Raw genomic sequence first — 23,295 nt, 5'->3', positions numbered from 1 at the left:
CGTGCTAGACGGACGACAACACACCACCACAGGACCGTTTCATGGCACGCAAATATTTCGGCACGGACGGCATTCGCGGGCGGACGAACCAGGCGCCGATGACGGCGGAGATCGCGATGAAGGTCGGCCAGGCGGCGGGTGCGCATTTCCTGCGCGGCGCGCATCGGCATCGGGTGGTGATCGGCAAGGATACGCGGCTGTCGGGCTATATGGTCGAGTCCGCGCTGGTCGCCGGGTTCACCTCGGTGGGCATGGACGTGGTGATGGTCGGGCCGATGCCGACGCCGGCGGTGGCGTTGTTGACCCGGTCGATGCGGGCGGACCTGGGGGTGATGATTTCGGCGAGCCATAATCCGTTCGCGGACAACGGGATCAAGCTGTTCGGGCCGGACGGGTACAAGCTGAGCGATGCGGATGAGCTGGCGATCGAGGCGCTGCTCGACGGGACGCCGACGCTGGCGCCGGCCGAGCAGATCGGGCGGGCGCGGCGTGTGGAGGATGCCCGCGGGCGGTACATCCATGCCGCCAAGCTGACCTTTCCGGACAATCTGCGGCTCGACGGGCTGCGCGTCGTGGTCGATTGCGCGAACGGGGCGGCTTATCAAGTTGCGCCGTCCGCGCTGTGGGAACTGGGCGCGGACGTGATCGCGCTGGGCGTGACGCCCAACGGGACGAACATCAACGAGCGGACCGGATCGACCGACCCGGCAGCGCTGCGTGCCAAGGTGCTGGAGACGCGCGCCGATATCGGCATCGCGCTGGATGGTGACGCGGACCGGCTGATCGTGGTGGACGACCGCGGGACGATCGTCGACGGCGACCAGCTGATGGCGCTGATCGGCGTGTCATGGCACCGGCGCGGGTTGTTGCGCGGGGGCGGCGTGGTGGCGACCGTGATGTCCAACCTCGGGCTGGAGCGGCATCTGGAGGCGCAGGGGCTGACGCTGCACCGGACCAATGTCGGCGACCGCTATGTGGTCGAGGCGATGCGCGCCGGCGGCTTCAACGTCGGCGGCGAGCAGTCGGGTCACATCATCATGACCGACTATGCGACGACCGGCGACGGGCTGGTCGCGGCGTTGCAGGTGCTGGCCGCGCTGGTGAGCGAGGGCAAGCCGGCGAGCACGTTGCTGCGCCAGTTCGAGCCGTTGCCGCAGCTGCTGAAGAATGTGCGGTTCGCGGGCGGGCAGCCGCTGGACGATGCGGGCGTGCAGAAGACGATCGCGGCGGCGGAGGAACGGCTTGTGGGCACGGGCCGGCTGCTGATCCGCAAGTCGGGGACCGAGCCGTTGATCCGCGTAATGGCGGAGGGCGAGGACGAGACGCTGGTCGCCGAGGTCGTCGACGAGGTGTGCCAGGCGGTGCGGCGCGCGGCGGCGTGAGTATCGCGCGTATCCTGGTGATTGCCGGCTCGGACAGCGGCGGCGGGGCCGGGATCCAGGCGGATATCAAGACGGTGATGGCGCTGGGCGGTCATGCCATGACGGCGATCACCGCGATCACCGCGCAGAATACGCTGGGCGTGACGGACGTGATGCCGGTGCCCGCCGCGATGGTGCTGGCGCAGATCGACGCGGTGGTGAGCGACATCGGCGTCGATGCGGTGAAGATCGGGATGATCGGGTCGGCTGCGGTGGCCGATGCGGTAGCGGACCGGCTGGCGGGGCTGAGCGGCGTGCCGATCGTGTTCGACCCGGTGATGGTGGCGACGAGCGGCGCGGTGCTGGCGCATGACGAGACGATCGCGGCGTTCGGGCGGCTGATGGCGCTGGCCACGGTGACGACTCCGAACCTGCCGGAGCTGGCGGCGCTGTCCGGCACCGACGATCCGGCGGAGGGTGCGGCGCGGCTGGTGGCGCTGCATGGAGGCGCGGTGCTGGTGAAGGGCGGGCATGCCGTAGGCGTCGAGCTGGTCGATCGGCTGTTCAGCGCGGAGGGCGTCGTTTCGTGGAGCGATCCGCGGATCGAGACGCGCCACACGCATGGGACGGGTTGTACGCTGGCGAGTGCGATCGCGACGGGGTTGGGGCAGGGGCTTGGCCTGGAGCGGGCGGTGACGGTGGCGCGGCGGGTGGTGCGCGATGCGTTGCTGGCGGCGCCCGGGTTGGGGGCCGGGCATGGGCCTATGGGGCATGGTCTAAGGACCGGGGTGGGCGAAACGTCCAAGCTGGACAGCGGCAACGATCCGGCGATACCGTCCGTTTGACGGGAACTCGCGGGTGGCCGCGGGTGGTGTGAGGAATTTGGCGATGCCGTTCGACGGGAGTGGTTGGAACCCGCAGCCGACCCCCGAACCCGCGCCCCGCAAGGCGCAGGAGCGGGTGATGACGGTCGTCATCGCGTTCATCGTGGTGCTGCTGTTCGTGCTGCCGATCTCGGCGGGGACGCTGGTGGATATCGTGGAGTCGATGCGGGCTGGGTGAGGGTTTTGGCGAGCTCGTACGCCTTTTCTGGCGACGTCATCCCGGCGGAGGCCGGGATCTCTCTTCGGTGAAGCGCTTACCCCTGGCCCAAGGGAGATCCCGGCTTTCGCCGGGATGACGGTTGGGGGTGGGGGATTGGCTGCGCGCGTCTGTTCAAGTTGCTCATCCGCCGTCCCCTGCTCGTTCGTCGCGGCGAGGTCGGCGGCTCGGCTACGCTCGGGGGCCCCTCGACTTCGCTCGGGATAGACGGTGGGTTTCGCTCTGCCTCGGACGTGAAGGGCGTAGTCCCGGCATTGAACGGACTCGGCGCAGGGTCTAGTCCGCCACGATGGTTTCTGCGAGTTTCAGGATCGAGCGGACGCATCCGGCGCCCGTGGCAGGCGTGGATGAGGCGGGGCGTGGGCCGCTGGCCGGACCGGTGGTGGCGGCGGCGGTGATGCTGGATCGGCGGCGGACGCCGAAGGGGATCAACGACAGTAAGAAATTGTGCGCGCGGCGGCGGGAGGATTTGTGCGGAGAGATCCGCGTGCGGGGACTGGTCGGCGTCGGGATCGCGTCGGTGGAGGAGATCGATACGATCAATATCTATCAGGCGACGATGCTGGCGATGGCGCGCGCGGTGGATGCGATGATCGACGCGGCGGGGCATGAGCCGATGATGGTGCTGGTCGACGGGAACGCCCTGCCGAAGTGGCGGCATACCGCCGTGGCGGTGGTGAAGGGCGATGCGTCCTGTTTGTCGATCGCGGCGGCCTCGATCGTGGCCAAGCATGAGCGTGATCGGATGATGCTGGAGTATGACGCGGCGCACCCGGGTTATGGGTGGGCTTCGAACAAGGGGTACGGGACGGCGGCGCATCTGGCGGCCTTGGGGGCGCTGGGGCCCAGTCCGATCCATCGACGGAGTTTTGCGCCGGTTCGGCAGTTGGTTTTGTTGTGAGTTTGGTGGGTTATTTGTGCCCAACATCCGTTCGGTTCGAGCCTGTCGAGAACTCTGCGCAGGGTTCTCGACAGGCTCGAACCAAACGGGATGGGGGGCTTTGAACGGTCGAACTGAGGGTTGTTCTCGACAAGCTCGAACCGAACGGGGTTGAGGGCGGGATGGAGCCGAGAAGCCGGGTCTCTGTTACTGCTAACCCCGGGCGCTGTGCCAGTGATGATGTTGGCTTCTCGGCTTCGCTCGGGATGGGCGGTTATTTTTGGGGGCTGTATTAAATGACTCCGTTCATGCTGAGTAGCGGCCGAGTAGCTCCGCAGGGGCGTATCTAGGGCGCGTATCGGAGCACGGTACGCGTCCTTCGATACGGCCCTTCGACTGCGCTCAGTCCCTACTCAGGATAAGCGGGGGGGGGCCTGCGGGTTATCCGCTCAGTTTTGTTGAAAGCCGCTCAATTCGGCCTGCGGCCGTCGATGTAGGCCATGCAGCCGCGTTGGTAGGCCCAGTCGTCGGCGAAGCAGGCGTCGGCAGTGTCGACGGCGTGGGCGCTGGCCCAGCGATAGCCTTCGTCATAGGTGGTGCAGCCGGCGCAGTCGGGGGTTTCGGCGGCGAGGACGGGATCCTGGACGTAGCTGGAGCGCGGGTAGATCGGCGCGGTGGGGAGTGTGCGTTCGCGCAGGCCGTTGACGGTCGACAGCCCCAGCAGCGCGCCGAGCAGCAGCGCGCCGAGTGAGGAGAGCAGCACGTAGCGAAGATGTCCCGTCATGCTTTTCCCGAATGCGGCAGCGATGACGCGACTTTGCCCTGGCTTGTCCGGCATCACCAGAAATAAAAGGTCGGGCGAGTCCTGCCGGCAACACCCCCGCATGTTGAGTCCGCAGGAGTCCACGGACTCAACATGCGGTAGCTGGACTCGGTTCGTTCCGGCGCGGCGTGGCCCGTCGCGCGGCGTTCGATTCGGACCCTCCCTTGACCCGCGACTCGGCAGGAATCAGGGTGTTTTCGAACGAAGACGGGGACGGACGATGGGTGCGTTGAACAAGATCGACATGGACGACGTGCCCGTCCTGCGCACCGTCGCGCGGCCGAAACTGACGATGCTGTCGCTCGATACGATCTTGCTGGGCGACTGCATCAGCGCGATGCAGGGGATGCCCGACCGGTCGGTCGACATGATCTTCGCCGATCCGCCGTACAATCTGCAGCTGGGTGGCGAGTTGTTGCGGCCGGAGGGCGGGCGCGTCGATGCGTGCGACGACGAGTGGGACAAGTTCGCGTCGTTCGAGGCGTATGACAAGTTTACGCGCGCCTGGCTGGCCGAGGCGCGGCGCGTGCTGAAGGACGACGGCACGTTGTGGGTGATCGGCAGCTATCACAATATCTTCCGCGTCGGCGCGGCGTTGCAGGATCACGGGTTCTGGATCCTGAACGATATCGTGTGGCGGAAGGCCAACCCGATGCCCAATTTCAAGGGCACGCGGTTCACCAACGCGCACGAAACGATGATCTGGTGTTCGAAGTCGGAGAAGGCGCGCTACACGTTCAACTATGCCAGCATGAAGGCGCTGAACGACGATATCCAGATGCGGTCGGACTGGGTGCTGCCGATCTGTTCGGGTGGCGAGCGGCTGAAGGACGATGACGGGCACAAGGCGCATCCGACGCAGAAGCCGGAGGCGCTGCTGTACCGCGTGATGCTGGCCTGTACGCAGCCGGGCGATATCGTGCTGGACCCGTTTTTCGGGACGGGGACGACGGGTGCGGTGGCGCGGCGGTTGCGGCGGCGCTGGATCGGGATCGAGCGCGAGGAGAAATATGTCCGCGTGGCGCGGGCGCGGATCGCGTCGACGCTGGCGCTGGACGAGAGCGCGATGCAGACGGTGCCGTCGAAGCGGAGCGCGCCGCGGGTGGCGTTCGGCGTGATGATCGAGACCGGCGCGATTCCGCCGGGGACAATCCTGACCGACCTGAAGCGGCGTTGGCGGGCGGAAGTGCGCGGCGACGGGACGCTGGTGACGGACGGCGCGCGCGGATCGATCCACAAGGTTGGCGCGACGTTGCAGGGCGCGCCGTCGTGCAATGGCTGGACGTTCTGGCATGTCGACGGGCCGGACGGGCTGGTGCAGATCGACGAGTATCGGCAGCGGCATCTGATGGCGGCCGGGTTGTAGGGTTTGGGACGGGGTCGCGATCGTCGGTTAGGACGCCTGCATTCACCCGAAGGAAAATACCATGACGACCGGCCTTTACCTGCGTCCGACCGGGTTCGTGGATGCGCCGTTCGGGCATGACGGGCAGGTGCTGCGGCTGGCCGGCGGGCTGCTGTGGTTCTCCGCGGTTGAGCTGGTCCGCGTCGAGGCCGGGCGGCGCTTTTCGCAGGTACTGGTGCCGGTCGATCGGCTGGATGCGGCGCTGGCCGCGTTGCCCGACCGCTTGCGGGCGGAGGGCGAGGCGGTGCTGGCGCGGTTGGTGGCCCCGCGGCCGGCGATAGTGCTGGGCGAGCGGACGGTTCGGCTCGATCAGCCGCAGGTGATGGCGATCCTGAACGTGACGCCGGACAGTTTTTCGGATGGCGGCCAGCATGACGGCGATGCGGCGGGGGCGGCCGATGCGGGCGTGGCGATGGCGGCGCAGGGCGCGGCGCTGATCGATGTCGGTGGCGAATCGACGCGGCCGGGGGCGAAAGTCGTCTGGGAGGGTGACGAGATCGCGCGGGTGCGACCGGTGATCGAGCGGATGACGCGGGCGGGGGTCGCGGTGGCGATCGACACGCGCAAGGCGGCGGTGATGGAGGCGGCGCTGGCGGCGGGCGCGGGGATCGTCAACGACGTGTCGGCGCTGTTGTGGGATGCGCGGTCCGCGGCGGTCGTGGCGGCGGCGGGGTGCCCGGTGGTGCTGATGCATCATGCGGGTGATCCACAGACGATGCAGCATCGGCCGCGTTACGACGATGTGCTGATCGAAGTGTATGACTGGCTGGCGGCCCGGATCGCGGCGGCCGAGGCGGCGGGGATCGCGCGGTCGCGGATCATCGTCGATCCTGGCATCGGGTTCGGCAAGACGGTGGCGCATAATCTGGCGCTGCTGAACGGTCTGTCGCTGTTCCACGGGCTCGGGTGTCCGGTGCTGCTGGGGGCGAGCCGGAAGCGGTTTATCGGCGCGCTGTCGAACGAGGCGCCGGTCGATCGACGGCTGGGCGGGTCGGTGGCGGTGGCGATGACGGGCGCGACGCAGGGCGTGCAGATCCTGCGCGTTCACGACGTGGCGGATACGGTGCAGGCGTTGAAGATCTGGCGCGGGTTGCGGGACGAGGCGCTGACCCCGCGCGGCTAGCGGGCGGGCGCGACCTGCGGTTCGGTGCGGGTGGCGGCAAGGCCGGCGCCGATCAGGAGGAAGAGGAACGGCATCGTGAAATAACGGTGCCGTTCCGCGAATTCGAACCAGACGTCGAAGATCAGGATTTGCGCCATCGCGGCGGCGAAGAGCAGGACGAGCCAGTCGCCGTGCGCGATGCGGCGGGCATGACCGGTAAGCGCGGCGGTGGCGGCAAGCACCGTGAACAGCGCGCCCTGGAACAGCGGCAGAAAGAATGCGGTAATGCCGTCCGGAAAATCGGGTGAGACCGCGGTCAGCCGGATCAACGTGAAATGTTCGATGGCGAAGGAGCGGACGAGCTTCGTCGCGTTGAGGATCAGCATGTCGACCGGATGGGCGGCGATCCACGCCTTGGCCACCGCGGCGGCGCGGGCGGACTGTTCCAGTTCGGGGAGCGCGGCGATGGCGGGGGGGAGCGGCATCCAGTTGCCGCTGGTGTTGGGATTGTTACCGATCCACAGGCCGAGGCCCCCGGTGGTGGTGAGCGGGACGAAGTGGCCGAGCACCAGCCCGTTGCGGATCCACCAGGGCGCCATGACGAGCAGCAGGACCGGCACGCTGCGCAGCGCGAGGATCAGCAGCGGGCGGAACCCGACGACGGGGATCAGGAAAAGTCCGAACGTCGCGGGGAGCGTCGCGAGGCCGGGTTGGCTGAGCGCGAGCAGGCCGGCCAGCACGCCGAAGACAAGGCCGTCGCGAAAGGCGGGGACGGGATGGTCGCGGAGGCGGAGCAGGCGCAGGATCATCGCGAGGATCAGGACGGCGACCAGCGGCTCCTTCTGCGCGAACGGGGTGGCGAGGACGAAGGTGGGCCAGATGAGCCAGAGCCACGCCGCGGCGATCCCGCCGGGGCGCGATCCGGCGCGGTCGCCGATCCGGACGATCAGCAGCGCGGCAAGGAGGTCGAAGACGAGATTGCTGAGCGACAGAATGACCTGGCCCAGCCCGAACACGCTGCCGAGCCCGGCCAGGAGCAGCGGATAGGCGGGCGGGTAGAGCGCCAGGAACACGACGTTGCTGCGTGGATCGACGAAGAACAGGCCGTTCCCGGCGATGATGTCCGACGCGATCTGGACGTAGATGATGGGATCGGCCGACGGCACGCGGTTCCAGAGGAGGATAAGCGCGGCCACGCGCAGCGCGACGACGACGGTCAACAACGCGAGCCAGGTGCGCCGGCCGTGCCAGCGGCCCTGCGCCAGCGGCACGGCGATGGCGGCGAGCGCGAGCCAGCCGATGAGGAGCGGGATGCCCGCGGCGGACGCGCCCCAGCGCGGGAGGAGCGAGGGGATGGTGTAGAGCGCATAGGCCGCGAACAGCGCGAGCATCAGGCGCAGCGGCAGTGACGTGATTCGGGCGATCTGGATCATGCGGGTGTCCTGCCCGAGCGGATGGAAGATTTGGTGAAGGTTGGCCGGTCAGGCGGCGCTGTCGATGCCCATTTCGCCGAGCTTTCGGTAAAGCGTCGAGCGGCCGATACCGAGCCGGCGGGCGACCTCCGTCATGCGGCCGCGATAATGGCCGATCGCCAGCCGGATGACGTCCGCCTCGATCGCGTCGAGCGGGCGGATGTGGCCGTTGGGTTCGTACAGCGTGACGCCGCCGCCGCCTGGCAGGCCGGACGGCGCGGTGCGGTCCCCGCTGGTGGCGGCGGCGATCTGCGGGAAATCCTCGGCCGTCAGCGCATCGCCGTCGCACAGGATGGCGGCGCGGAAGAGCGCGGCCTGTAACTGGCGGACATTGCCGGGCCAGTCGTAGCGCATGAGGAGGGCCAGCGCGGAGTCGGTGATGCCGAGCCCGCGCAGCCCCGGCTGATCGCCGATCCGGGCGAGGAGGTGGCGGGCGAGCGCGGGGACGTCCGCGATCCGGGTGCGGAGCGGCGGCACCGCGACCTGCACGACGGCGAGCCGGTAATAAAGGTCCTCGCGGAACCGGCCGGCGGCGATCTCCTCAGCCAGGGGGCGGCTGCTGGCGGCGACGACGCGGACGTCGACGACGCGGTGGCCGCGTGCGCCGATCGGCGTGATCTCGCCCGATTGCAGGACGCGGAGCAGGCGAACCTGCGCATCGGCGGACAGTTCGGCGACCTCGTTCAGAAACAGGGTACCGCCATCGGCCTGTTCGAAGCGGCCGATGCGGCGATCGAACGCACCGGTAAACGCGCCGCGTTCGTGGCCGAACAGCTCGCTTTCGATCAGGTTCTCCGCGATGCCGGCGCAGTTGACGGTGACGAGCAGACGGCGGGCACGAGGCGAGGCGGCGTGGATCGCCTGCGCTACCACTTCCTTGCCGACGCCGGATTCGCCTTCGATCAGGATCGCGACGCGGGCGCGGGCCGCCTTTGCCGCGATGGCGAGCGCGGAGCGGAAGGCGGAGGCCGAGCCGACGATTTCGTCGAAGGCGAGCGCCTGCGGCAGTTTTTCGGTGAGCGGGCGCAGTTCGCCGGTGCCGCGCCGGCCGTCCGTTGCGGCATCGAGTGCGGCAAGCAGGCGGTCGGGCGCGAGCGGTTTGACCAGGAAATCGGTGGCACCGGTGCGCATCGCCTCGACCGCGTCGGCGACCGTCGCGCTGGCCGCGATCATGACGATCGGCAGCGTGGGATGATGCGCGCGCAGCCGGGCGACGCCGTCGCCGATGTCGTTTGCGGCCGGGCCGTCCGGTGCCCAGCGATCGATCAGCGCGGCATCGACCGCGGGCGTGCCGGGGCCGCCGAGCAGCGCGATCGCCTCCTCCGCATCGCGCGCACGGACGGTGCGCCAGCCCGCGCGAGCGACGATCGCGGCGACCAGCCGGCCCTGTGCCGGTTCGTCGTCGATCAGCAGAAGCGTACGGCTTGGCTCGGCCATTGCCGACATCGTCCTTGTCCCAGGGTCTCTCGTGCCGTTGCCTACCCTGCTTTCGGTAAAGGGCGGATTAAGCGCGGGCTTGGCGTGTGTAGCGCGCACCGCTATCACGCGGCAACGACGACGGGCGAGGGAACGGACGATGGCGGCGAACGAAAGCAACGGCATGGACCAGAAGGCGCATGTGTCGACCTATCTGGGGTTCCTGAACATGGCGAAGTGGGGGACGATCGCGACCATCGTGATCGTGGCCATCGTGGTGTTCGTAATCGCCAGCTGACGGCGACGCAGCATAAGTTGCACGGGGGGCGAAACGACGGGCGGATGCCGGGCGACCGGGCACGCACGTCTTCGAAGGCAGCGACGATATGGGGCGGATGGATAGACGGACGCTGAGCGGGACGCGCGCATGACGGACGGCGTGGCGGGGGGCGCGCCAATGCCGGAGCGTGCCGATGTCGGCACGGTCATCGAACGGACGCTGGCGGGATTGTGGCGCGAATGGCGCGCGGTGCTGGTGGCGGCCGCGGTGCTGGGGGTTATCGGGCTGGCGTCCGGCCTGCTGATCCAGCCGATGATGATGCGCGAAATGGTGGCGCTGTCCGCCGACGCGGCGTCCATTTCGCCGCGGTTCATCGTCGGGGCCAGTGTCGTGGCGTTGCTGGCTTCGCTGGTGTGCACCGCCGTCATGGTCGCGGCGATGCGATCGGCGTTCACGCCGGGTGAGCCGGTGCGGTTGCGGTTCGGCGGCACCGAACTGCGCGTGCTGGCGACAATGCTGCTGCTCGGGCTCGGCATCTACCTGCTGATGGTCGTGGCGATGATCGTGCTGATCGCGGTCGCGGCGGCCGCCGGGGCAGCGTTGGGGGGCGTCGGCATATTGGTGGCGATCGTTGCCGGTCTGCTGGCGCTGATCGTGCCGTTCGCGGCGCTATATTGCGGCGTGCGGTTGTCGCTCGCCGTGCCTTTGGCGGCGCAGCGCGGGCGGTTTGCGGTTCGTGAGGCGTGGCGGTTGGGCAGGGGGCGGTTCTGGTTCCTGTTCCTCGCCTACATCCTGCTGTTCCTGATGGGGCTCGTCGCGCTGGTGCCGGGACTGACGGTGCAGATGGGCGACATGACCGCGGTGATGGCGGCCGGTCAGGATCCGGTGGCCGTGCAGCGCGCGTGGGCGGAGCTGGCCGCCGCCCATAGCGGGGCGGGCAGGCCGCTGTTCCTGCTCGGCGTGGTGCTGTCCGGGCTGGGCAATGGCGTGCTGCTCGCGTTGCAGGGCCGAATGAGCGCGGAACTGGTGCTTGCGATCCAGGCCGAAACTGCGATGGCGGGGGTGCAGCCGATCGGTCGGCCGGCGTAAGATTCGGATTTGATTATGGAATATGGTGCGTCGACGATGCGGCGGACGATGGTGCTCGTGTCCGACGGTGCGGCCGCCGAGGCGCGCGCGACCGCGATGGCGCGGAACGTGGGACTGGCCGTGTCGCGGGCGATGACGGTCGCGGAGGCGGTCGATGCGCCGGACCGCACGCTGGCGGCAGACCTGCTGTTCGTCGAGGTCGATGACGATCCGGGTGCGGCCTATGATGTGTTGCTGGCGCGGGTCGCGCGGCTGGCACTGGGCGGGCAGGCGGCGGTGGTGGCGATCCGCCCCGAACTGATCGACGTCACCGATGCCGCACTCGGCGATGCGCCGGTCGGGCTGGTCTGCGCCGGGCGGGCGAGCGACCGGCTGGCGGCGATCGAGATTGCGATGGCGACGGGCGGTGGCCTGCTGCGCGAGGACGGGCCGGATCGTGAAGATCAGTTGCGCATGATCAGCGCGGAACTGAGCCGGATCGCGGACCGGCTGGTGGCGTCGGTCGAGCCGCGGCTGGGCGGGGCGGACGCGTTGCCCGCCATGGTGCAGGCGGCGGACGCGCCGGCGATCGGGGCGGAGGCGTTCCGGCGGATCCTGCGGCGGCGGCGGTTGCGCGACCAGTTTCTGGGCGAGGGGCTGTTCTCCGATCCGGCGTGGGACATGCTGCTCGACCTGGCGGCGGCGCGGCTGGAGGGGAACCCGGTCGCAGTGTCGAGCCTGTGCATCGCGGCCGCGGTGCCCGCGACGACGGCGCTGCGCTGGATCCGCGCACTGACGCAGCGCGGGCTGATGGTCCGCACGCCGGACGTGGAGGACGGGCGGCGGGTGTACATCACGCTGTCCGACGACACCGCGCACGCGATGGACGGCTATGTCCGCGCGGCGCAGACGGTCGAGGGTTGATCGGGCGGGGGGTCATCGGGCGGGCCATGCGCCTGGGGGCTTGCGATCGTGCGGCAAGACTGGCAACGACGGCCATGCGGCGGGCGGTTAGCTCAGCCGGTAGAGCGCCTGCTTTACACGCAGGATGTCGGCGGTTCGAACCCGTCACCGCCCACCAGCCGTAACAGCGACCGACCCGGCCGGCCCATCGCGCCGCCCCGGGGCCGCAGGGGACGATCCGGGATGACCGACGGGCACGACACGCCGGACGACGACACCGATTACGAGGCGATGGAGATCGCCGCCGAGATCGGCGTGGCGCAGCGCCGCGTCGTGATGGCGTTGTCGGACGACTGGCAGGAGGCCGACGACCACCGCACCGCCAAGCGGATGACGGCGATCCGCGATGCCAAGGGACTGATCCAGCGGCGCGGCAAATCCGAGAATGCGTGGCGGCTGACCGTCATCGGCGTGCGGGTGAAGCGCGTGCTGGTAGCCGAGCTGGACTGATCGGGCGGGGTGCGGTCGGACCGGTTTTGCCATCGGTCGCGCGAAGTTCGGGTTGACCCACGGGCGAAAGCCTTGCAAATGCGCGCCTCCCCACGGTTTGGCCCGATGGCGGAGTGGTGACGTAGAGGACTGCAAATCCTCGCACCCGGGTTCGATTCCCGGTCGGGCCTCCAGCCTTTCCGCTGGCAATATCGTGGACGGAAACGCCGATGCGGCGCTTCGCGCTTGGCGCGACGAAAACGACAGGATAGACGACGAACGGGCGGCCAGCTGTGTTGCCTATTCAATACAGTCGTGCGACGAGGCTTTCCGTGACCCATCCAGATTATGACCAGATGCGACGCGCCATGGTGGACAGCCAGTTGCGCACCAACACCGTCAGCGAGCCACGCTTGCTTGCGGTGCTGTCCGAGGTGCCGCGCGAACGGTTCGTCGCGGCGGACGCGATGGCCGCGGCCTATACCGACCGGCCGGTGCCGCTGGCGAACGGACGCTGGCTGAACGCGCCGCTGGCGACCGCACGGCTGCTGGCCGAGGCGCGTCCGGTGGCGAGCGACCGTGTGCTGATCGTCGGATCGGCGACCGGCTATGCCGCCGCGGTGATCGCGCCGCTGGTCGCCTCCGTCGTCGCGCTGGAGGAGGACGTGGCGCTGGTGCCCGTCCAGACCGCGGGCGTGAGCTATGTGTCCGGGCCGCTGAACGCCGGCTGGGCGGCGAGTGCGCCGTACGACCTGATCCTGATCGACGGGGCGGTCGATGCGGTGCCGGCGGCGATCAGCGAGCAGCTGGTCGATGGCGGTCGGCTGGCGACCGGGCTGATCGAGCGCGGTGTGACGCGGCTGGCGATCGGCCGGCGCGCGGGCAACGGGTTCGGGCTGGTGACGGTGGCGGACGCCGAGGCGGTCGTGCTGCCGGGGTTCGCGGCGCCGCCTGTCTTTACATTCTGAACGATCGAGCGGGGGCGGGACGGCATGACGGCAGGAACGAAGGCGGTCGCGGTGGCGGCGATGCTGGCGTCGGTTGCGACCCCCGCGATGGGCGCGACGCTGCGCGAGGCGCTGGTCCGCACCTATAATGGCAACCCGACGTTGACCGGTGCGCGCGCCGGGCAGCGCGCGACGGACGAGAATGTCGCGATCGCATTGTCGCAGGGCCGGCCGACGCTGGCGGGTAGCGGCAGCTACAGCGAGTTCGTGCTGCGCGGCATTGGCGGACAGTTCTCGCCGGCGCGGTCGCTGAATGCCGGGCTGAATGCCAGCGTGCCGCTCTATCAGGGTGGCGGCGTCAAGAGTTCGATCCGGGCGGCCGATGCGCGCGTCGATTCGGGACGTGCGCAGCTGCGGTCGACCGAGGCGAACATCTTCGTCCAGGCGGTCGGCAGCTACATGGACGTGATCCGCGACCTGGCGATCGTCGAGCTGAACCGCGGCAACGTCCGCGTGCTCGAAACCAACGTGCAGGCATCGAGCGACCGGTTCGAGGTCGGCGACCTGACCCGCACCGACGTCGCCCAATCGCAGGCGCGACTGTCGATCGCGCAGAGCCAGCTGCAGTCCGCGCTGGCGCAGCTCGATTCGAGCCGCGAGAACTACCTCCGCATTATCGGCACGACGCCGGACGCGCTGGAACCGCCGCCGCCGCTGCCGCGGTTCCCGGCCAATGCCGATGCGGCGGCCGACCTGGCGATCGAGAACAACCCGGACCTGATCGCGGCGCGGGCGGCGGCGCGGGCGGCAAATTTCGACATTCGGACCGCGAAGGCATCGCGGCTGCCCACGCTGTCGGGCTTCGCGCAGGGCAGCTACACCAACTTCATCGGATCGCGGCCCGGATCAGTGGTGGTCAATCCGGGCGGCGGCACGGGCGATCCGACGCAGCCGGGGACGATCGTCGAGTCGGCGCAGCAGTCGCAGAAGACCGCGACGATCGGGCTGAGCGCGAGCCTGCCGCTGTATCAGGGCGGGTTGCCCGCGGCGCGCGTGCGGCAGGCGCAGGCGCGGTCGAGCCAGGCGATCGAGCAGATCGCGCTGGTCGAACGGTCGGTGGTTGCCGATTCGCGGGCGACCTATTCGCTCTACGCCGCGGCGCTTGGCGTGATCGCGTCGTCCGAACGCGCGGTGTCGGCGAGCGAGCTGGCGCTGGAAGGCGTGCGGGCGGAGAACAGCGTGGGGACGCGCAACGTGCTCGACGTGCTGAACGCCGAACAGGAATTGCTGAACGTGCGGGTGCAGCTGGTGACGGCGCGGCGCGATGCGTATGTCGCCGGGTTCGCGCTGCTCGCCGCGATCGGCCGGGCGGAGGCGCGCGACCTGGGGCTGGACGGTGGGCCGCTGTACGATCCGACGATCAGCTACCGTCAGGCGCGGCGTTCGCTAAGCGACTGGAACGACGATCCGGCGCCGGTGCCGGTGGCGGCATCGACCGCCGCGCTGCCGTCGCCGACGCAGGTCGTACTGCCGCAGAGCGCGTACGGGCCGGCGGTGCCGGCGGCGTCGCGCGACGTGCCCCCGCCGGTCCGCGCAAACCCCGTGACACCGCCCGTCAGATGATGGATAGCGGGGCCATGGGGGACGTACGTCAGGAACCGTCGATGGAAGATATACTGGCTTCCATCAAACGCATCATCGCCGATGACGGCGCGGCGGTCGTGCCGCCGCGCCCGCGCCGGCCGGTGCAGGATTCGGTCGCTGCCGCCCCGCCTGTGGATGTGCCGCCGCCTCCGTGTGACGTGCTGGAACTGACCGAGCCGGCGCCGGCTCTGGTGTCGCCCGATGCGGTTGTGGCGAGCAAGCAGTCGCTGGATCTGCTGTCTGCGCTCGTCGTGCGTGGTGCGGGGCCGAGCGAGAATACGCTGGAGGGCATGGTGCGCGAGATGCTGCGCCCGATGCTGAAGGAATGGCTCGACGCGCGGCTGCCCGAGGTGGTGGAGACCTTGGTGGCGCGTGAGATTGCGCGGATTACCGGGAAGCAGGGCTGAGGGTTTGGGCTGCGGACTTCACGCTCTCGGCTAATTTATCTCCCTACCACTCACCGTCCATCCCGAGCGCAGTCGAGGGACCGACCGAGCGAAGCCGAGGTCTTCTACCTTCACGCTTCTCGGCTGCGCTCGAAGGGGGCCCTCGACTTCGCTCGGGATGGGCGGGTTTGGGTGCTCTGGCATTCTATTCCCACGCCGTTCGGTTCGAGCCTGTCGAGAACGTTGCGCGGCGTTCTCGACAGGCTCGAACCGAACGGGGGTAGGGGTTGAGGGTTGAGCGGCCGATCCGCGCGTGGCGGGACTTGGTCCGGCGCTGTGCCTGTCCTTCGATACGGGTCTTCGAGTTCGCTCAGCCCCTACTCAGGACGAACGGTTGAGGAGGGGGTCGCGGTGTTCGTGGTAGCGAGGCCTCTGGGACGCGTACCGATCACCATCACCCCGCCCGAAACACTTTCGGACGCCACGACGCCCCGCTAAGGCTGGTCGCATGACGATCGACAAGACATTCGACCCCGCGGCCATTGAGGCGCGCTGGTATTCCCATTGGGAGAGCACGAACGGGTTCCGGCCGGAGCGGCCCGAGGCGGAGCCGTTCACGATCGTCATTCCGCCGCCGAACGTTACGGGCTCGCTGCACATCGGCCATGCGCTCGACAATACGTTGCAGGACATCCTCGTCCGCCATGCGCGGTTGAAGGGGAAGGATGCGTTGTGGGTGGTCGGCACCGACCATGCCGGCATCGCGACGCAGATGGTGGTCGAGCGGCAGATGAATGCCGCGGGGAGCAAGCGCACCGACCTGACGCGCGAGCAGTTCGTCGAGCGGGTGTGGGCGTGGAAGGAGGAGAGCGGCGGTACGATCACCGGGCAGCTGCGCCGGCTGGGCGCGTCGTGCGACTGGGCGAACGAGCGGTTCACGATGGACCCGGGTTTCTCGCGCGCGGTGCTGAAGGTGTTCGTCGACCTGCATGCCAAGGGGCTGATCTACCGCGACAAGCGGCTGGTGAACTGGGACCCGGGGCTGGGCACCGCGATCTCGGACCTGGAGGTCGAGGCGCGCGAGGTGCAGGGCAAATTCTACCACCTGCGCTATCCGCTGGAGGATGGGTCGGGTTTCATTTCCGTCGCGACGACGCGGCCGGAGACGCTGCTGGCCGACATGATGGTCGCGGTGCATCCGACCGACGAGCGTTACACCGCGCTGGTCGGCAAGCGCGTGACGCTGCCGATCACGGGGCGGTCGATCGCGATCGTGGCGGACGAGCATGCCGATCCGGAGCTGGGGTCGGGCGCGGTCAAGATCACGCCGGGGCACGACTTCAACGATTTCGAGGTCGGGCGGCGCGCCGGGTTCGCGGCGGGCGAGATGCTCAACATGCTCGATGCGAAAGCGCGGGTGGTGCAGGTGGCGGACGGGTTGATCCCCGACGCGTATCTCGGCCTCTCGGTGAAGGACGCGCGCGTCGCGGTGGTGGCGGCGCTGGAGGAAGCGGGGTTGCTCGACCGGGTCGAGGATCGCACGATCCAGACGCCCTATGGCGACCGGTCGGGCGTGGTGATCGAGCCGTGGCTGACCGACCAATGGTATGTCGATGCCAAGACGCTGGCCGGGCCGGCGATCGAAGCGGTGCGGTCGGGCGCGATCAAGGTCGTGCCGGAGAGCTGGACCAAGACCTATTACAACTGGCTCGACAATATCCAGCCGTGGTGCGTGTCACGGCAGCTGTGGTGGGGGCACCGGATCCCGGCTTGGTTCGATGCGGAGGGCAATGCCTTCGTCGCGCTGGACGAGGCCGGGGCACGGGCGCAGGCCGGCGACGATCGCGTGCTGACGCAGGATGAGGACGTGCTCGACACGTGGTTCTCGTCGGCGTTGTGGCCGTTCGGGACGCTGGGGTGGCCCGATGAGACCACGAAACTCGGCAAGCATTATCCGAACGACGTGCTGATTTCCGGGTTCGACATCCTGTTCTTCTGGGATGCGCGGATGATCATGCAGGGGCTGGAGTTCATGGGGGAGGTGCCCTTCCGGACGCTGTACCTGCATGGGCTGGTGCGCGCGCCGGACGGGGCGAAGATGTCCAAGTCGAAGGGCAATACCGTCGATCCGCTCGGGCTGATCGACCGGTACGGGGCGGATGCGCTGCGCTTCACGATGGCGGCGATGGAGAGCCAGGGGCGCGACATCAAGCTGGATGAGCGGCGCGTCGAGGGATACCGGAACTTCGCGACGAAGTTGTGGAATGCGGCGCGGTTCGCGCAGTCGAACGGGATCGGCGGATCGACGATGCTGGAGCCGCCGCGCGCGGAGCAGGCGGTCAACCGCTGGATCCTGGGCGAGACGGCGAAGACGGTGCAGGCGCTGGACCTGGCGCTGGCCGACCTGCGGTTCGACGAGGCGGCGAACACGGTTTACCAGTTCGTGTGGGCGACGTTCTGCGACTGGTATCTGGAGCTGATCAAGCCGGCGCTGGGTGCCGAGGCGGACGCGGGTGCCGCGGCGGAGACGCGGGCCTTGGCGGGCTGGGTGCTCGACCAGATCCTGGTCATGCTGCATCCGTTCATGCCGTTCATCACCGAGGAACTGTGGCACGCGCTGGCGGCGCGCGATCATGACCTGATCGTTGCGGCCTGGCCGATGGCGGATGCGGGCGCGATGGATCCGGCGGCGAGCCAGGAGATCGACTGGACGATCCGGCTGGTGGGCGAGATCCGCGCGGCGCGGGCGGAGCTGAACGTGCCGCCGGGGGCGAAGCTGGTGGCACATGTGCGCGATGCGTCGGAGGTGACGCGGGCGCGGCTGGCGTCGCAAGCCGCTGTGCTGGCGCGGCTGGCGCGGATCGAGGCGGTGTCGTTCGAGGCCGCGACCGGCGGGGCGGCGCAGGTGGTGGTCGACGAGGCGACGTTCGTGCTGCCGCTCGACGGGGTCATCGACCTCGAGGCGGAGCGGGCGCGGCTGGCGAAGGGGATCGCGGTGGCGGAGAAGGAGCGCGATGCGCTGGCCGGGCGACTTGGCAGCGCGGCGTTCGTCGAGCGCGCGAAGCCGGATGCGGTGGCCAAGGCGCGTGAGGATCATGCGCTGCGCTCCGCGGAGGCGGACCGGTTGCGGGCGGCTTTGGCGCGGTTGGGGTGAGGTAGCGGCTGGGGCGACGTCGGCCCCGGCCGCGCCCCCCACTCCCGCAGGTAGGAAAGACATCGAGATGGCGACGCACGGCAGCCGGCCCAATCTGACGACCGGGGCGATCACGCCGGCGTTGCTGATGTTCGCGTTGCCGACGCTCGGTTCGAACGTGTTGCAGTCGCTCAACGGGTCGATCAACGCGATCTGGGTCGGGCGGTATCTGGGCGAGGGGGCGCTGGCCGCGACGTCCAATGCGAACCTGATCATGTTTCTGATGTTCGCGGCGGTGTTCGGGTTCGGGATGGCAGCGACGATCCTGGTCGGGCAGGCGACGGGGCGTGGCGATCCGGACGCGGCGCGGCGGTCGCTGGGGTCGGCGATCGGGATGCTAGTCGGCGGATCGTTCGTGATCGCGCTGCTCGGCTGGGTGTTCGCGCCGCAATTGCTGCGGCTGCTCGCGACGCCGCCGGCGGTGCAGGACCTGGCGCTGATCTATCTGCGCGTCATTTTCCTGTCGATGCCCGCGGCGTTTCTGCTCGTGCTGCTGATGATGGGGCTGCGGGGCACGGGCGATTCGCTGACGCCGCTCTGGTTCATGGTGGTGTCGACGGTGGTGGACAGCGGGTTGAACCCGATCCTGATCGCGGGAGCGGGACCGATCCCGGCGATGGGGATTGCGGGGTCGGCGACGGCGACGCTGATCGCCAACCATGTCGGGCTGGGGGCGCTGCTGATCTACATCTACGCGCGCGACCTGCCGATCCGGCTGCGCGGGCGGGAGTGGCGGTATCTGATCCCCAATCCGGTGCTGCTGCGCGCGATCCTGGCGAAGGGCGCGCCGCTCGGGTTGCAGATGATGGTGGTGTCGGTGTCGGGGCTGGCAATGATCGGGCTGGTCAACCGGCAGGGGCTGGTCACGACGGCGGCGTACGGCGTGGCGTTGCAGCTGTGGACCTATATCCAGATGCCGGCGATGGCGATCGGTGCTGCGGTGAGCGCGATGGCGGCGCAGAATATCGGCGCGGGGCGGTGGGACCGGATCGGCGCGATCACGCGGGCGGGCATCGTGACGAACCTGGCGCTGACCGGAGCGATGGTGGTGGTGACGACGCTGGTGGATCGTGCGGCGCTGGGGCTGTTCCTCGCGTCGGGGAGCCCGGCGATCCCGATCGCAGCGCATATCCACCTGATCGCGGGGTGGAGCTTCGTGCTGTTCGGCGTGACGATGGTACTGTTTTCCACGGTGCGCGCGAACGGGGCGGTGGTGGCGCCGCTGATTATCCTGGCGATCACGCTGCTGCCGGTGCGGCTGGGGTTTGCGCGGCTGTTGCAGCCGGTGCTGGGGACGGATGCGCTGTGGTGGAGTTTTCCGGTCGGGATGACCGCTTCGTTGCTGCTGGCGACGGCCTACTATCTGCGCGGGACGTGGCGACGGGGAAGTCTGTTGCCGGAGGCGGGGCGCGAGACGGCTTTGGCGGATGCCGATGCGGCGGGGCGGGATCGGCCTACCGGCTGACGGTTTAGGGGGTTGCAGAGGCGGGCGCTGCCACGTCGATCACCGCGCGGGCGATGCGGGCGGTGAACGGGGTGGTGGCGAGGAGTTCGCCGTCGATCGAGACGGGCATCGGGCGGTCGGTGGCGATGCGGATCTCGCGGCCGTGGAATTCGCGCATCGTGCCCTTGCGCGCTTCCAGTTTCAGGACGCTGGCGATCCAGGACCAGGCGAGGCGACCGCGCATCGTGCCGGTCACGACCTGAACGACGATCTGGCCGGAGTCGACCGAGGCGGTGTCGACGATTTCGGTACCGCCATGATAGTTGCCGTTGGCGACACGAACCTCGAGCGCGTCGAGCGTTTCGGCGTTTTCCCCTTCGCCGATGGTCAGGCGGAACGGCTTGAAGCGCAGCATCTGGTAGGCGGCCCAGGCGAGATAGCCGGGGCGGCCGAGAATCTTCTTCAGGCCGTGGGGCACGGTTTCGGCGATCAGCGGCGCGATGCCGAGCGTGGCGCAGTTGGCGTAATAATCGTCGTCGATCATGCCGAGATCGATGCGGCGGCGCTGGCCGTTGGCGATGACGTCGATCGCGCCGTCGAGGTCGAGCGGGATCCCGAGCGTGCGCGCGAAGCTGTTCGCGGTGCCGAGCGGGAGCAGTGCGAACACCGTGTCGTGGCCGACGAGGTGATCGACCGAGGAGGATAGCGACCCGTCGCCGCCTCCGACGATCACCATCGGCGCCCCGTCCGCGACCGCTTCGCAGACATGGACCTTGAGCTTGGCGGGGTCGCGCACGGCGTGGGAGCGGATGATCTCGACCCCCGCCGCCTTCAGGCTGCGCGCGGCGCGGCGGAACAGCTTGCGTCCCTTGCGCGAGCGCGCGTTGACGATCAGGACGGCCTGGCGGGGTAAGGGTCGGTCGTTCATGCAGCCGGTAACGCCCTTCTGGTAGTTTCGGACCCATAGCAGAATAGTGGATCGATAGAATGACAGACGACCCGGTCATGCCGCAGGCGACCGTCGATGCGGCGTTCCTGCGGATCGTACCGGACGGCCCTGCGGTGCCGACGATGCGCGCGCTGGCGGTGGAGATGCCGGTCGCCGTGGAGGTGAACGGGCTCGGCTATGCGGTGATGATGGCGACGCCGACCGCGCTGGAGGATTTCGCTTACGGGTTCTGTCTGTCGGAGCGCTTGATCGACGATGCGGCGGATGTGCTGGACGTCGTCGCGCATCCCGCGCCGCAGGGGATGGTGCTGCGCATCACGCTGGTGCCGGAGCGGGTGGAGCGCGTGCTGGAACGGGTGCGGCATCGGGTTTCGGAGAGCAGCTGCGGCCTGTGCGGGATCGAGAATCTGGAGCAGGCGCTGCGGGTGTTGCCGATGGTGGCGCCGGGTGCGCCGGTGACGGATGCGGCGGTGTTTCGGGCGCTGGGTTCGTTGCGGGCTTTGCAGCCTTTGAACAGGATGACGGGGGCGGTGCATGCCGCGGCCTGTTGTACGGCGGACGGGGAGATCCGGGCGGTGCGGGAGGATATCGGGCGGCATAATGCGTTCGACAAGCTGCTCGGTGCGATGGCGCGTGGGGGCTTGGAGTGGGACGGGGGGTTCGCGTTGTTGTCGGCGCGCTGTTCCTATGAACTGGTCGAGAAGGCGGCGCTGGCGAAGTGTCCGATGCTGGTGACGATCTCTGCGCCGACGAGTCTGGCGGTGACGCGGGCGGCGGGGGCCGGGGTGCGGTTGGTGGCGCTGGCGCGGGCCGATGCGGTGCTGGCGGCGGTTTGATCGGCGGTTGTGTTCCCCGGCGAAGGCCGGGGCCTGGGTGAAGCGGTTGTGTCTAGGCCCCGGCCTACGCCGGGGAACCCCTCATGCTCAACTCGTCGGGCGGATCAGTTCGAACATGTTCGCCGCGTCGATCGTGGCGTAGTCGCCGCGGTAGCCGGCGCGGAGGATGGGTTGGGCGGCGGCGGTGTCGAAGAGGCCGTCGCGGAGATAGGCGGGGTCGATGTGGACGCCGACGACCTGGCCGACGACCATGAAGTGGTCGGCCGATGCGCCGTCGAGGTCGGCGAGCGGGATCACCTGGAGCACGCGGCATTCGAGCGCGGCGGGGCTTTCGGCCACGCGCGGGGCGGGGACCAGCCGGCTAGGCGTCGCGGTGAGGCCGGCGCGGACGAATTCGTCGACGTCCGGTGCGACCGGGGCGGACGTTTCGTTCATCCGTTCGGCGAGCGGGCGGGTGGCGAGGTTCCAGACGAAGCAGCCGGTCGCCTCCGCATTGCGGAGCGTGTCCTTGCGACCGTTGCTGGAGAACAGGATCATCGGCGGCACGTCGCACACCGCGTTGAAATAGCTGTAGGGCGCGAGGTTCGGGCGGCCGTCGGGGTCGACGGTCGAGATCCAGCCGATCGGGCGGGGGGCAACGATCGCCTTGAACGGATCATGCGGCAGGCGGTGACCGGCGGACGGTTCGTAGAAATGCGTGTCGCCCGCCGACCCTGAAGACATCAGGCAGCCGAGAGGCAGAACAGGATGCCCTCGATCACGCGCTTGGTTTCCGTGACGTCGCGGATCGCGACCGAATCGACGCCCGCGGCGCGCACGGCGTAATCGTTGCCGCCCGGATAGATCGCGTCGCCCATGAAGATCATGTCGGTCGTCGCGATGCCGGTGATCTCCGACAGGCGCCGGATGCCGTATGCCTTGTCGATGCCCTTGCGCGTGATGTCGAGCGAGGTGGAGCCGCCGGTGCGGACGGTGAATTCGGGCAGGACCGGTTCGAGGATCGCCTGCATCTTCTTGCGCTTGGCGAAATCGGGATCCCAGGCGTGCTTGGCGTCAAGCGGGGCCTGCTGACCGAGCGCGGAGAAGGTGATCTGGCTGCCGCGGTCCTCGATCTTGTCGCCCCAAGCGGGATCGTCCTGCAACCCGGCCTCGACGATCGCCTTGTCGAGTGCGGCGAGGATGGTGTCCCGCTCTTCCGGGCTGAAGTTGTCGGCATATATCTGCGTCCAGCCAGCGCCCTCGTTGCGGTAGAGCTTCGTGCCCGACGTCGGCATGGCGAGCAGGCGCGAGAGGTCGGCTTCCTTGGGCAGGTTGCCGATCAGCTGCGATTCGAACTGCGGCCAGTCGCCGCCGGAGATGACGGCCACGGTCGCGACGGAGGTGAGCCGGGCGAGCAGCGAGGCCATTTCCGCGTCGATCGCCTGCTTGCTCTCGGCCAGCGTTCCGTCGAGGTCGAATGCGATCAGCTGCTTCATGCGGGCATCACCTTTTGCGGGCCCGGGGGTCGGGCATCGGTCGGGCGACAGATAGTGGGGGAAGGCGGTTCGGGCAATCGTGGAAGGCGCGCCGCACCCCTTTGTCGGGAGTGCGGCGCGC

General features: G+C 68.9%; 22 protein-coding genes and 2 tRNA genes. 18 read left to right on the top strand and 6 right to left on the bottom strand.

Features of this window, described 5'->3' with window-relative positions:
• The first annotated feature begins 41 nt into the window (after positions 1 to 41).
• The 4 genes from glmM (at position 42) to ACFSGX_RS09485 (ending at position 3,363) form a co-directional block, all read left to right on the top strand.
• Positions 42 to 1,382: a phosphoglucosamine mutase gene (glmM, locus tag ACFSGX_RS09500; RefSeq protein ID WP_380929389.1), complete on the top strand. Its 1,341-nt coding sequence runs from the start codon at positions 42 to 44 to the stop codon at positions 1,380 to 1,382.
• Complete coding sequence (gene thiD, locus ACFSGX_RS09495; RefSeq protein ID WP_380929387.1) at positions 1,379 to 2,206, top strand: bifunctional hydroxymethylpyrimidine kinase/phosphomethylpyrimidine kinase; 828 nt, start codon at positions 1,379 to 1,381, stop codon at positions 2,204 to 2,206. The genes glmM and thiD overlap by 4 nt, the downstream gene beginning before the upstream one ends.
• 43 nt (positions 2,207 to 2,249) lie before the next feature.
• Positions 2,250 to 2,423 (top strand): hypothetical protein, encoded by a 174-nt coding sequence (locus tag ACFSGX_RS09490; RefSeq protein ID WP_380929386.1) that lies wholly within the window; start codon positions 2,250 to 2,252, stop codon positions 2,421 to 2,423.
• A 328-nt stretch (positions 2,424 to 2,751) separates the two neighbouring features.
• Positions 2,752 to 3,363: a ribonuclease HII gene (locus ACFSGX_RS09485; protein WP_380929385.1), complete on the top strand. Its 612-nt coding sequence runs from the start codon at positions 2,752 to 2,754 to the stop codon at positions 3,361 to 3,363.
• A 448-nt stretch (positions 3,364 to 3,811) separates the two neighbouring features.
• Here the strand turns inward: ACFSGX_RS09485 and ACFSGX_RS09480 are convergent, their stop codons facing one another.
• Positions 3,812 to 4,126 (bottom strand): hypothetical protein, encoded by a 315-nt coding sequence (locus ACFSGX_RS09480; RefSeq protein WP_380929384.1) that lies wholly within the window; start codon positions 4,124 to 4,126, stop codon positions 3,812 to 3,814.
• Between the two features lie 259 nt (positions 4,127 to 4,385).
• Between ACFSGX_RS09480 and ACFSGX_RS09475 the strand changes: the two genes are divergently transcribed.
• Positions 4,386 to 5,531 (top strand): site-specific DNA-methyltransferase, encoded by a 1,146-nt coding sequence (locus tag ACFSGX_RS09475; protein WP_380929383.1) that lies wholly within the window; start codon positions 4,386 to 4,388, stop codon positions 5,529 to 5,531.
• Positions 5,532 to 5,592: 61 nt separating this feature from the next.
• Positions 5,593 to 6,693: a dihydropteroate synthase gene (gene folP, locus ACFSGX_RS09470; protein WP_380929381.1), complete on the top strand. Its 1,101-nt coding sequence runs from the start codon at positions 5,593 to 5,595 to the stop codon at positions 6,691 to 6,693.
• Here folP and ACFSGX_RS09465 read toward each other — a convergent pair.
• The gene (locus ACFSGX_RS09465; RefSeq protein ID WP_380929379.1) at positions 6,690 to 8,105 is read right to left on the bottom strand and encodes a glycosyltransferase; all 1,416 of its coding nucleotides are present in this window, start codon (positions 8,103 to 8,105) and stop codon (positions 6,690 to 6,692) included. The genes folP and ACFSGX_RS09465 overlap by 4 nt on opposite strands.
• Before the next feature lie 48 nt (positions 8,106 to 8,153).
• On the bottom strand, positions 8,154 to 9,581 hold the full coding sequence (locus ACFSGX_RS09460) for a sigma-54-dependent transcriptional regulator (protein WP_380929377.1): 1,428 nt from the start codon (positions 9,579 to 9,581) through the stop codon (positions 8,154 to 8,156).
• A gap of 139 nt (positions 9,582 to 9,720) precedes the next feature.
• Here ACFSGX_RS09460 and ACFSGX_RS09455 point away from each other — a divergent pair, with 139 nt between their 5' ends.
• From ACFSGX_RS09455 to ACFSGX_RS09405, 11 genes are all read left to right on the top strand, one after another.
• Positions 9,721 to 9,858, top strand: a complete 138-nt coding sequence (locus tag ACFSGX_RS09455) for an aa3-type cytochrome c oxidase subunit IV (RefSeq protein WP_157175703.1) — start codon at positions 9,721 to 9,723, stop codon at positions 9,856 to 9,858.
• A 129-nt stretch (positions 9,859 to 9,987) separates the two neighbouring features.
• Entirely contained in the window at positions 9,988 to 10,929 is a 942-nt protein-coding gene (locus ACFSGX_RS09450; RefSeq protein WP_380929375.1) for a hypothetical protein, read from the top strand.
• Between the two features lie 15 nt (positions 10,930 to 10,944).
• Positions 10,945 to 11,832 (top strand): MarR family transcriptional regulator, encoded by an 888-nt coding sequence (locus ACFSGX_RS09445; protein WP_380929374.1) that lies wholly within the window; start codon positions 10,945 to 10,947, stop codon positions 11,830 to 11,832.
• An 81-nt stretch (positions 11,833 to 11,913) separates the two neighbouring features.
• Positions 11,914 to 11,989 (top strand) — tRNA-Val (locus tag ACFSGX_RS09440).
• Positions 11,990 to 12,054: 65 nt separating this feature from the next.
• Positions 12,055 to 12,321: a hypothetical protein gene (locus ACFSGX_RS09435; protein WP_380929372.1), complete on the top strand. Its 267-nt coding sequence runs from the start codon at positions 12,055 to 12,057 to the stop codon at positions 12,319 to 12,321.
• A gap of 99 nt (positions 12,322 to 12,420) precedes the next feature.
• Positions 12,421 to 12,494, top strand: a tRNA-Cys gene (locus ACFSGX_RS09430).
• A 138-nt stretch (positions 12,495 to 12,632) separates the two neighbouring features.
• Positions 12,633 to 13,268, top strand: coding sequence for a protein-L-isoaspartate O-methyltransferase family protein (locus ACFSGX_RS09425; protein WP_380929370.1), 636 nt, complete (start codon positions 12,633 to 12,635; stop codon positions 13,266 to 13,268).
• Between the two features lie 24 nt (positions 13,269 to 13,292).
• Positions 13,293 to 14,870 carry a TolC family outer membrane protein gene (locus tag ACFSGX_RS09420; protein WP_380929368.1) on the top strand — a complete coding sequence of 526 codons (1,578 nt, stop codon included), beginning with the start codon at positions 13,293 to 13,295 and terminating at the stop codon, positions 14,868 to 14,870.
• A 14-nt stretch (positions 14,871 to 14,884) separates the two neighbouring features.
• Entirely contained in the window at positions 14,885 to 15,298 is a 414-nt protein-coding gene (locus tag ACFSGX_RS09415) for a DUF2497 domain-containing protein (protein WP_380929367.1), read from the top strand.
• A gap of 487 nt (positions 15,299 to 15,785) precedes the next feature.
• The gene (locus ACFSGX_RS09410; protein WP_380929365.1) at positions 15,786 to 18,431 is read left to right on the top strand and encodes a valine--tRNA ligase; all 2,646 of its coding nucleotides are present in this window, start codon (positions 15,786 to 15,788) and stop codon (positions 18,429 to 18,431) included.
• Between the two features lie 67 nt (positions 18,432 to 18,498).
• The gene (locus ACFSGX_RS09405) at positions 18,499 to 19,935 is read left to right on the top strand and encodes an MATE family efflux transporter (protein ID WP_380929363.1); all 1,437 of its coding nucleotides are present in this window, start codon (positions 18,499 to 18,501) and stop codon (positions 19,933 to 19,935) included.
• Positions 19,936 to 19,939: 4 nt separating this feature from the next.
• Here the strand turns inward: ACFSGX_RS09405 and ACFSGX_RS09400 are convergent, their stop codons facing one another.
• The gene (locus ACFSGX_RS09400; protein ID WP_380929361.1) at positions 19,940 to 20,842 is read right to left on the bottom strand and encodes a diacylglycerol/lipid kinase family protein; all 903 of its coding nucleotides are present in this window, start codon (positions 20,840 to 20,842) and stop codon (positions 19,940 to 19,942) included.
• Between the two features lie 59 nt (positions 20,843 to 20,901).
• Here ACFSGX_RS09400 and fdhD point away from each other — a divergent pair, with 59 nt between their 5' ends.
• Positions 20,902 to 21,699: a formate dehydrogenase accessory sulfurtransferase FdhD gene (gene fdhD, locus ACFSGX_RS09395; RefSeq protein WP_380929359.1), complete on the top strand. Its 798-nt coding sequence runs from the start codon at positions 20,902 to 20,904 to the stop codon at positions 21,697 to 21,699.
• An 87-nt stretch (positions 21,700 to 21,786) separates the two neighbouring features.
• On the opposite strand, the gene ACFSGX_RS09390 is transcribed toward fdhD, so the two are convergent.
• Both ACFSGX_RS09390 and ACFSGX_RS09385 read right to left on the bottom strand, forming a co-directional pair.
• On the bottom strand, positions 21,787 to 22,422 hold the full coding sequence (locus ACFSGX_RS09390) for a flavin reductase family protein (RefSeq protein WP_380929357.1): 636 nt from the start codon (positions 22,420 to 22,422) through the stop codon (positions 21,787 to 21,789).
• Positions 22,422 to 23,174: an HAD-IIB family hydrolase gene (locus tag ACFSGX_RS09385; protein WP_380929355.1), complete on the bottom strand. Its 753-nt coding sequence runs from the start codon at positions 23,172 to 23,174 to the stop codon at positions 22,422 to 22,424. The genes ACFSGX_RS09390 and ACFSGX_RS09385 overlap by 1 nt, the downstream gene beginning before the upstream one ends.
• Positions 23,175 to 23,295 lie beyond the last annotated feature (121 nt).

Source organism: Sphingomonas arantia (assembly GCF_042682045.1).
GTDB classification, from domain to species: Bacteria; Pseudomonadota; Alphaproteobacteria; order Sphingomonadales; family Sphingomonadaceae; genus Sphingomonas_R; species Sphingomonas_R arantia.
The sequence above is the reverse complement of the archived record's forward strand: the minus strand, read 5'-3'. Positions and strand labels throughout refer to the sequence as shown.

Bases quoted from the DNA above. Each gene is read 5' to 3' on its own strand.
- glmM (WP_380929389.1), top strand. From the start codon at position 42: ATGGCACGCAAATATTTCGGCACGGACGGCATTCGCGGGCGGACGAAC.
- ACFSGX_RS09455 (WP_157175703.1), top strand. From the start codon at position 9,721: ATGGCGGCGAACGAAAGCAACGGCATGGACCAGAAGGCGCATGTGTCG.
- ACFSGX_RS09485 (WP_380929385.1), top strand. From the start codon at position 2,752: ATGGTTTCTGCGAGTTTCAGGATCGAGCGGACGCATCCGGCGCCCGTG.
- ACFSGX_RS09390 (WP_380929357.1), bottom strand. From the start codon at position 22,422: ATGTCTTCAGGGTCGGCGGGCGACACGCATTTCTACGAACCGTCCGCC.
- ACFSGX_RS09400 (WP_380929361.1), bottom strand. From the start codon at position 20,842: ATGAACGACCGACCCTTACCCCGCCAGGCCGTCCTGATCGTCAACGCG.
- ACFSGX_RS09475 (WP_380929383.1), top strand. From the start codon at position 4,386: ATGGGTGCGTTGAACAAGATCGACATGGACGACGTGCCCGTCCTGCGC.
- fdhD (WP_380929359.1), top strand. From the start codon at position 20,902: ATGACAGACGACCCGGTCATGCCGCAGGCGACCGTCGATGCGGCGTTC.
- ACFSGX_RS09465 (WP_380929379.1), bottom strand. From the start codon at position 8,105: ATGATCCAGATCGCCCGAATCACGTCACTGCCGCTGCGCCTGATGCTC.
- ACFSGX_RS09410 (WP_380929365.1), top strand. From the start codon at position 15,786: ATGACGATCGACAAGACATTCGACCCCGCGGCCATTGAGGCGCGCTGG.
- ACFSGX_RS09420 (WP_380929368.1), top strand. From the start codon at position 13,293: ATGACGGCAGGAACGAAGGCGGTCGCGGTGGCGGCGATGCTGGCGTCG.
- ACFSGX_RS09460 (WP_380929377.1), bottom strand. From the start codon at position 9,581: ATGGCCGAGCCAAGCCGTACGCTTCTGCTGATCGACGACGAACCGGCA.
- ACFSGX_RS09450 (WP_380929375.1), top strand. From the start codon at position 9,988: ATGACGGACGGCGTGGCGGGGGGCGCGCCAATGCCGGAGCGTGCCGAT.
- ACFSGX_RS09480 (WP_380929384.1), bottom strand. From the start codon at position 4,126: ATGACGGGACATCTTCGCTACGTGCTGCTCTCCTCACTCGGCGCGCTG.
- ACFSGX_RS09490 (WP_380929386.1), top strand. From the start codon at position 2,250: ATGCCGTTCGACGGGAGTGGTTGGAACCCGCAGCCGACCCCCGAACCC.
- ACFSGX_RS09445 (WP_380929374.1), top strand. From the start codon at position 10,945: ATGGAATATGGTGCGTCGACGATGCGGCGGACGATGGTGCTCGTGTCC.
- ACFSGX_RS09385 (WP_380929355.1), bottom strand. From the start codon at position 23,174: ATGAAGCAGCTGATCGCATTCGACCTCGACGGAACGCTGGCCGAGAGC.
- ACFSGX_RS09405 (WP_380929363.1), top strand. From the start codon at position 18,499: ATGGCGACGCACGGCAGCCGGCCCAATCTGACGACCGGGGCGATCACG.
- ACFSGX_RS09435 (WP_380929372.1), top strand. From the start codon at position 12,055: ATGACCGACGGGCACGACACGCCGGACGACGACACCGATTACGAGGCG.
- ACFSGX_RS09415 (WP_380929367.1), top strand. From the start codon at position 14,885: ATGGGGGACGTACGTCAGGAACCGTCGATGGAAGATATACTGGCTTCC.
- folP (WP_380929381.1), top strand. From the start codon at position 5,593: ATGACGACCGGCCTTTACCTGCGTCCGACCGGGTTCGTGGATGCGCCG.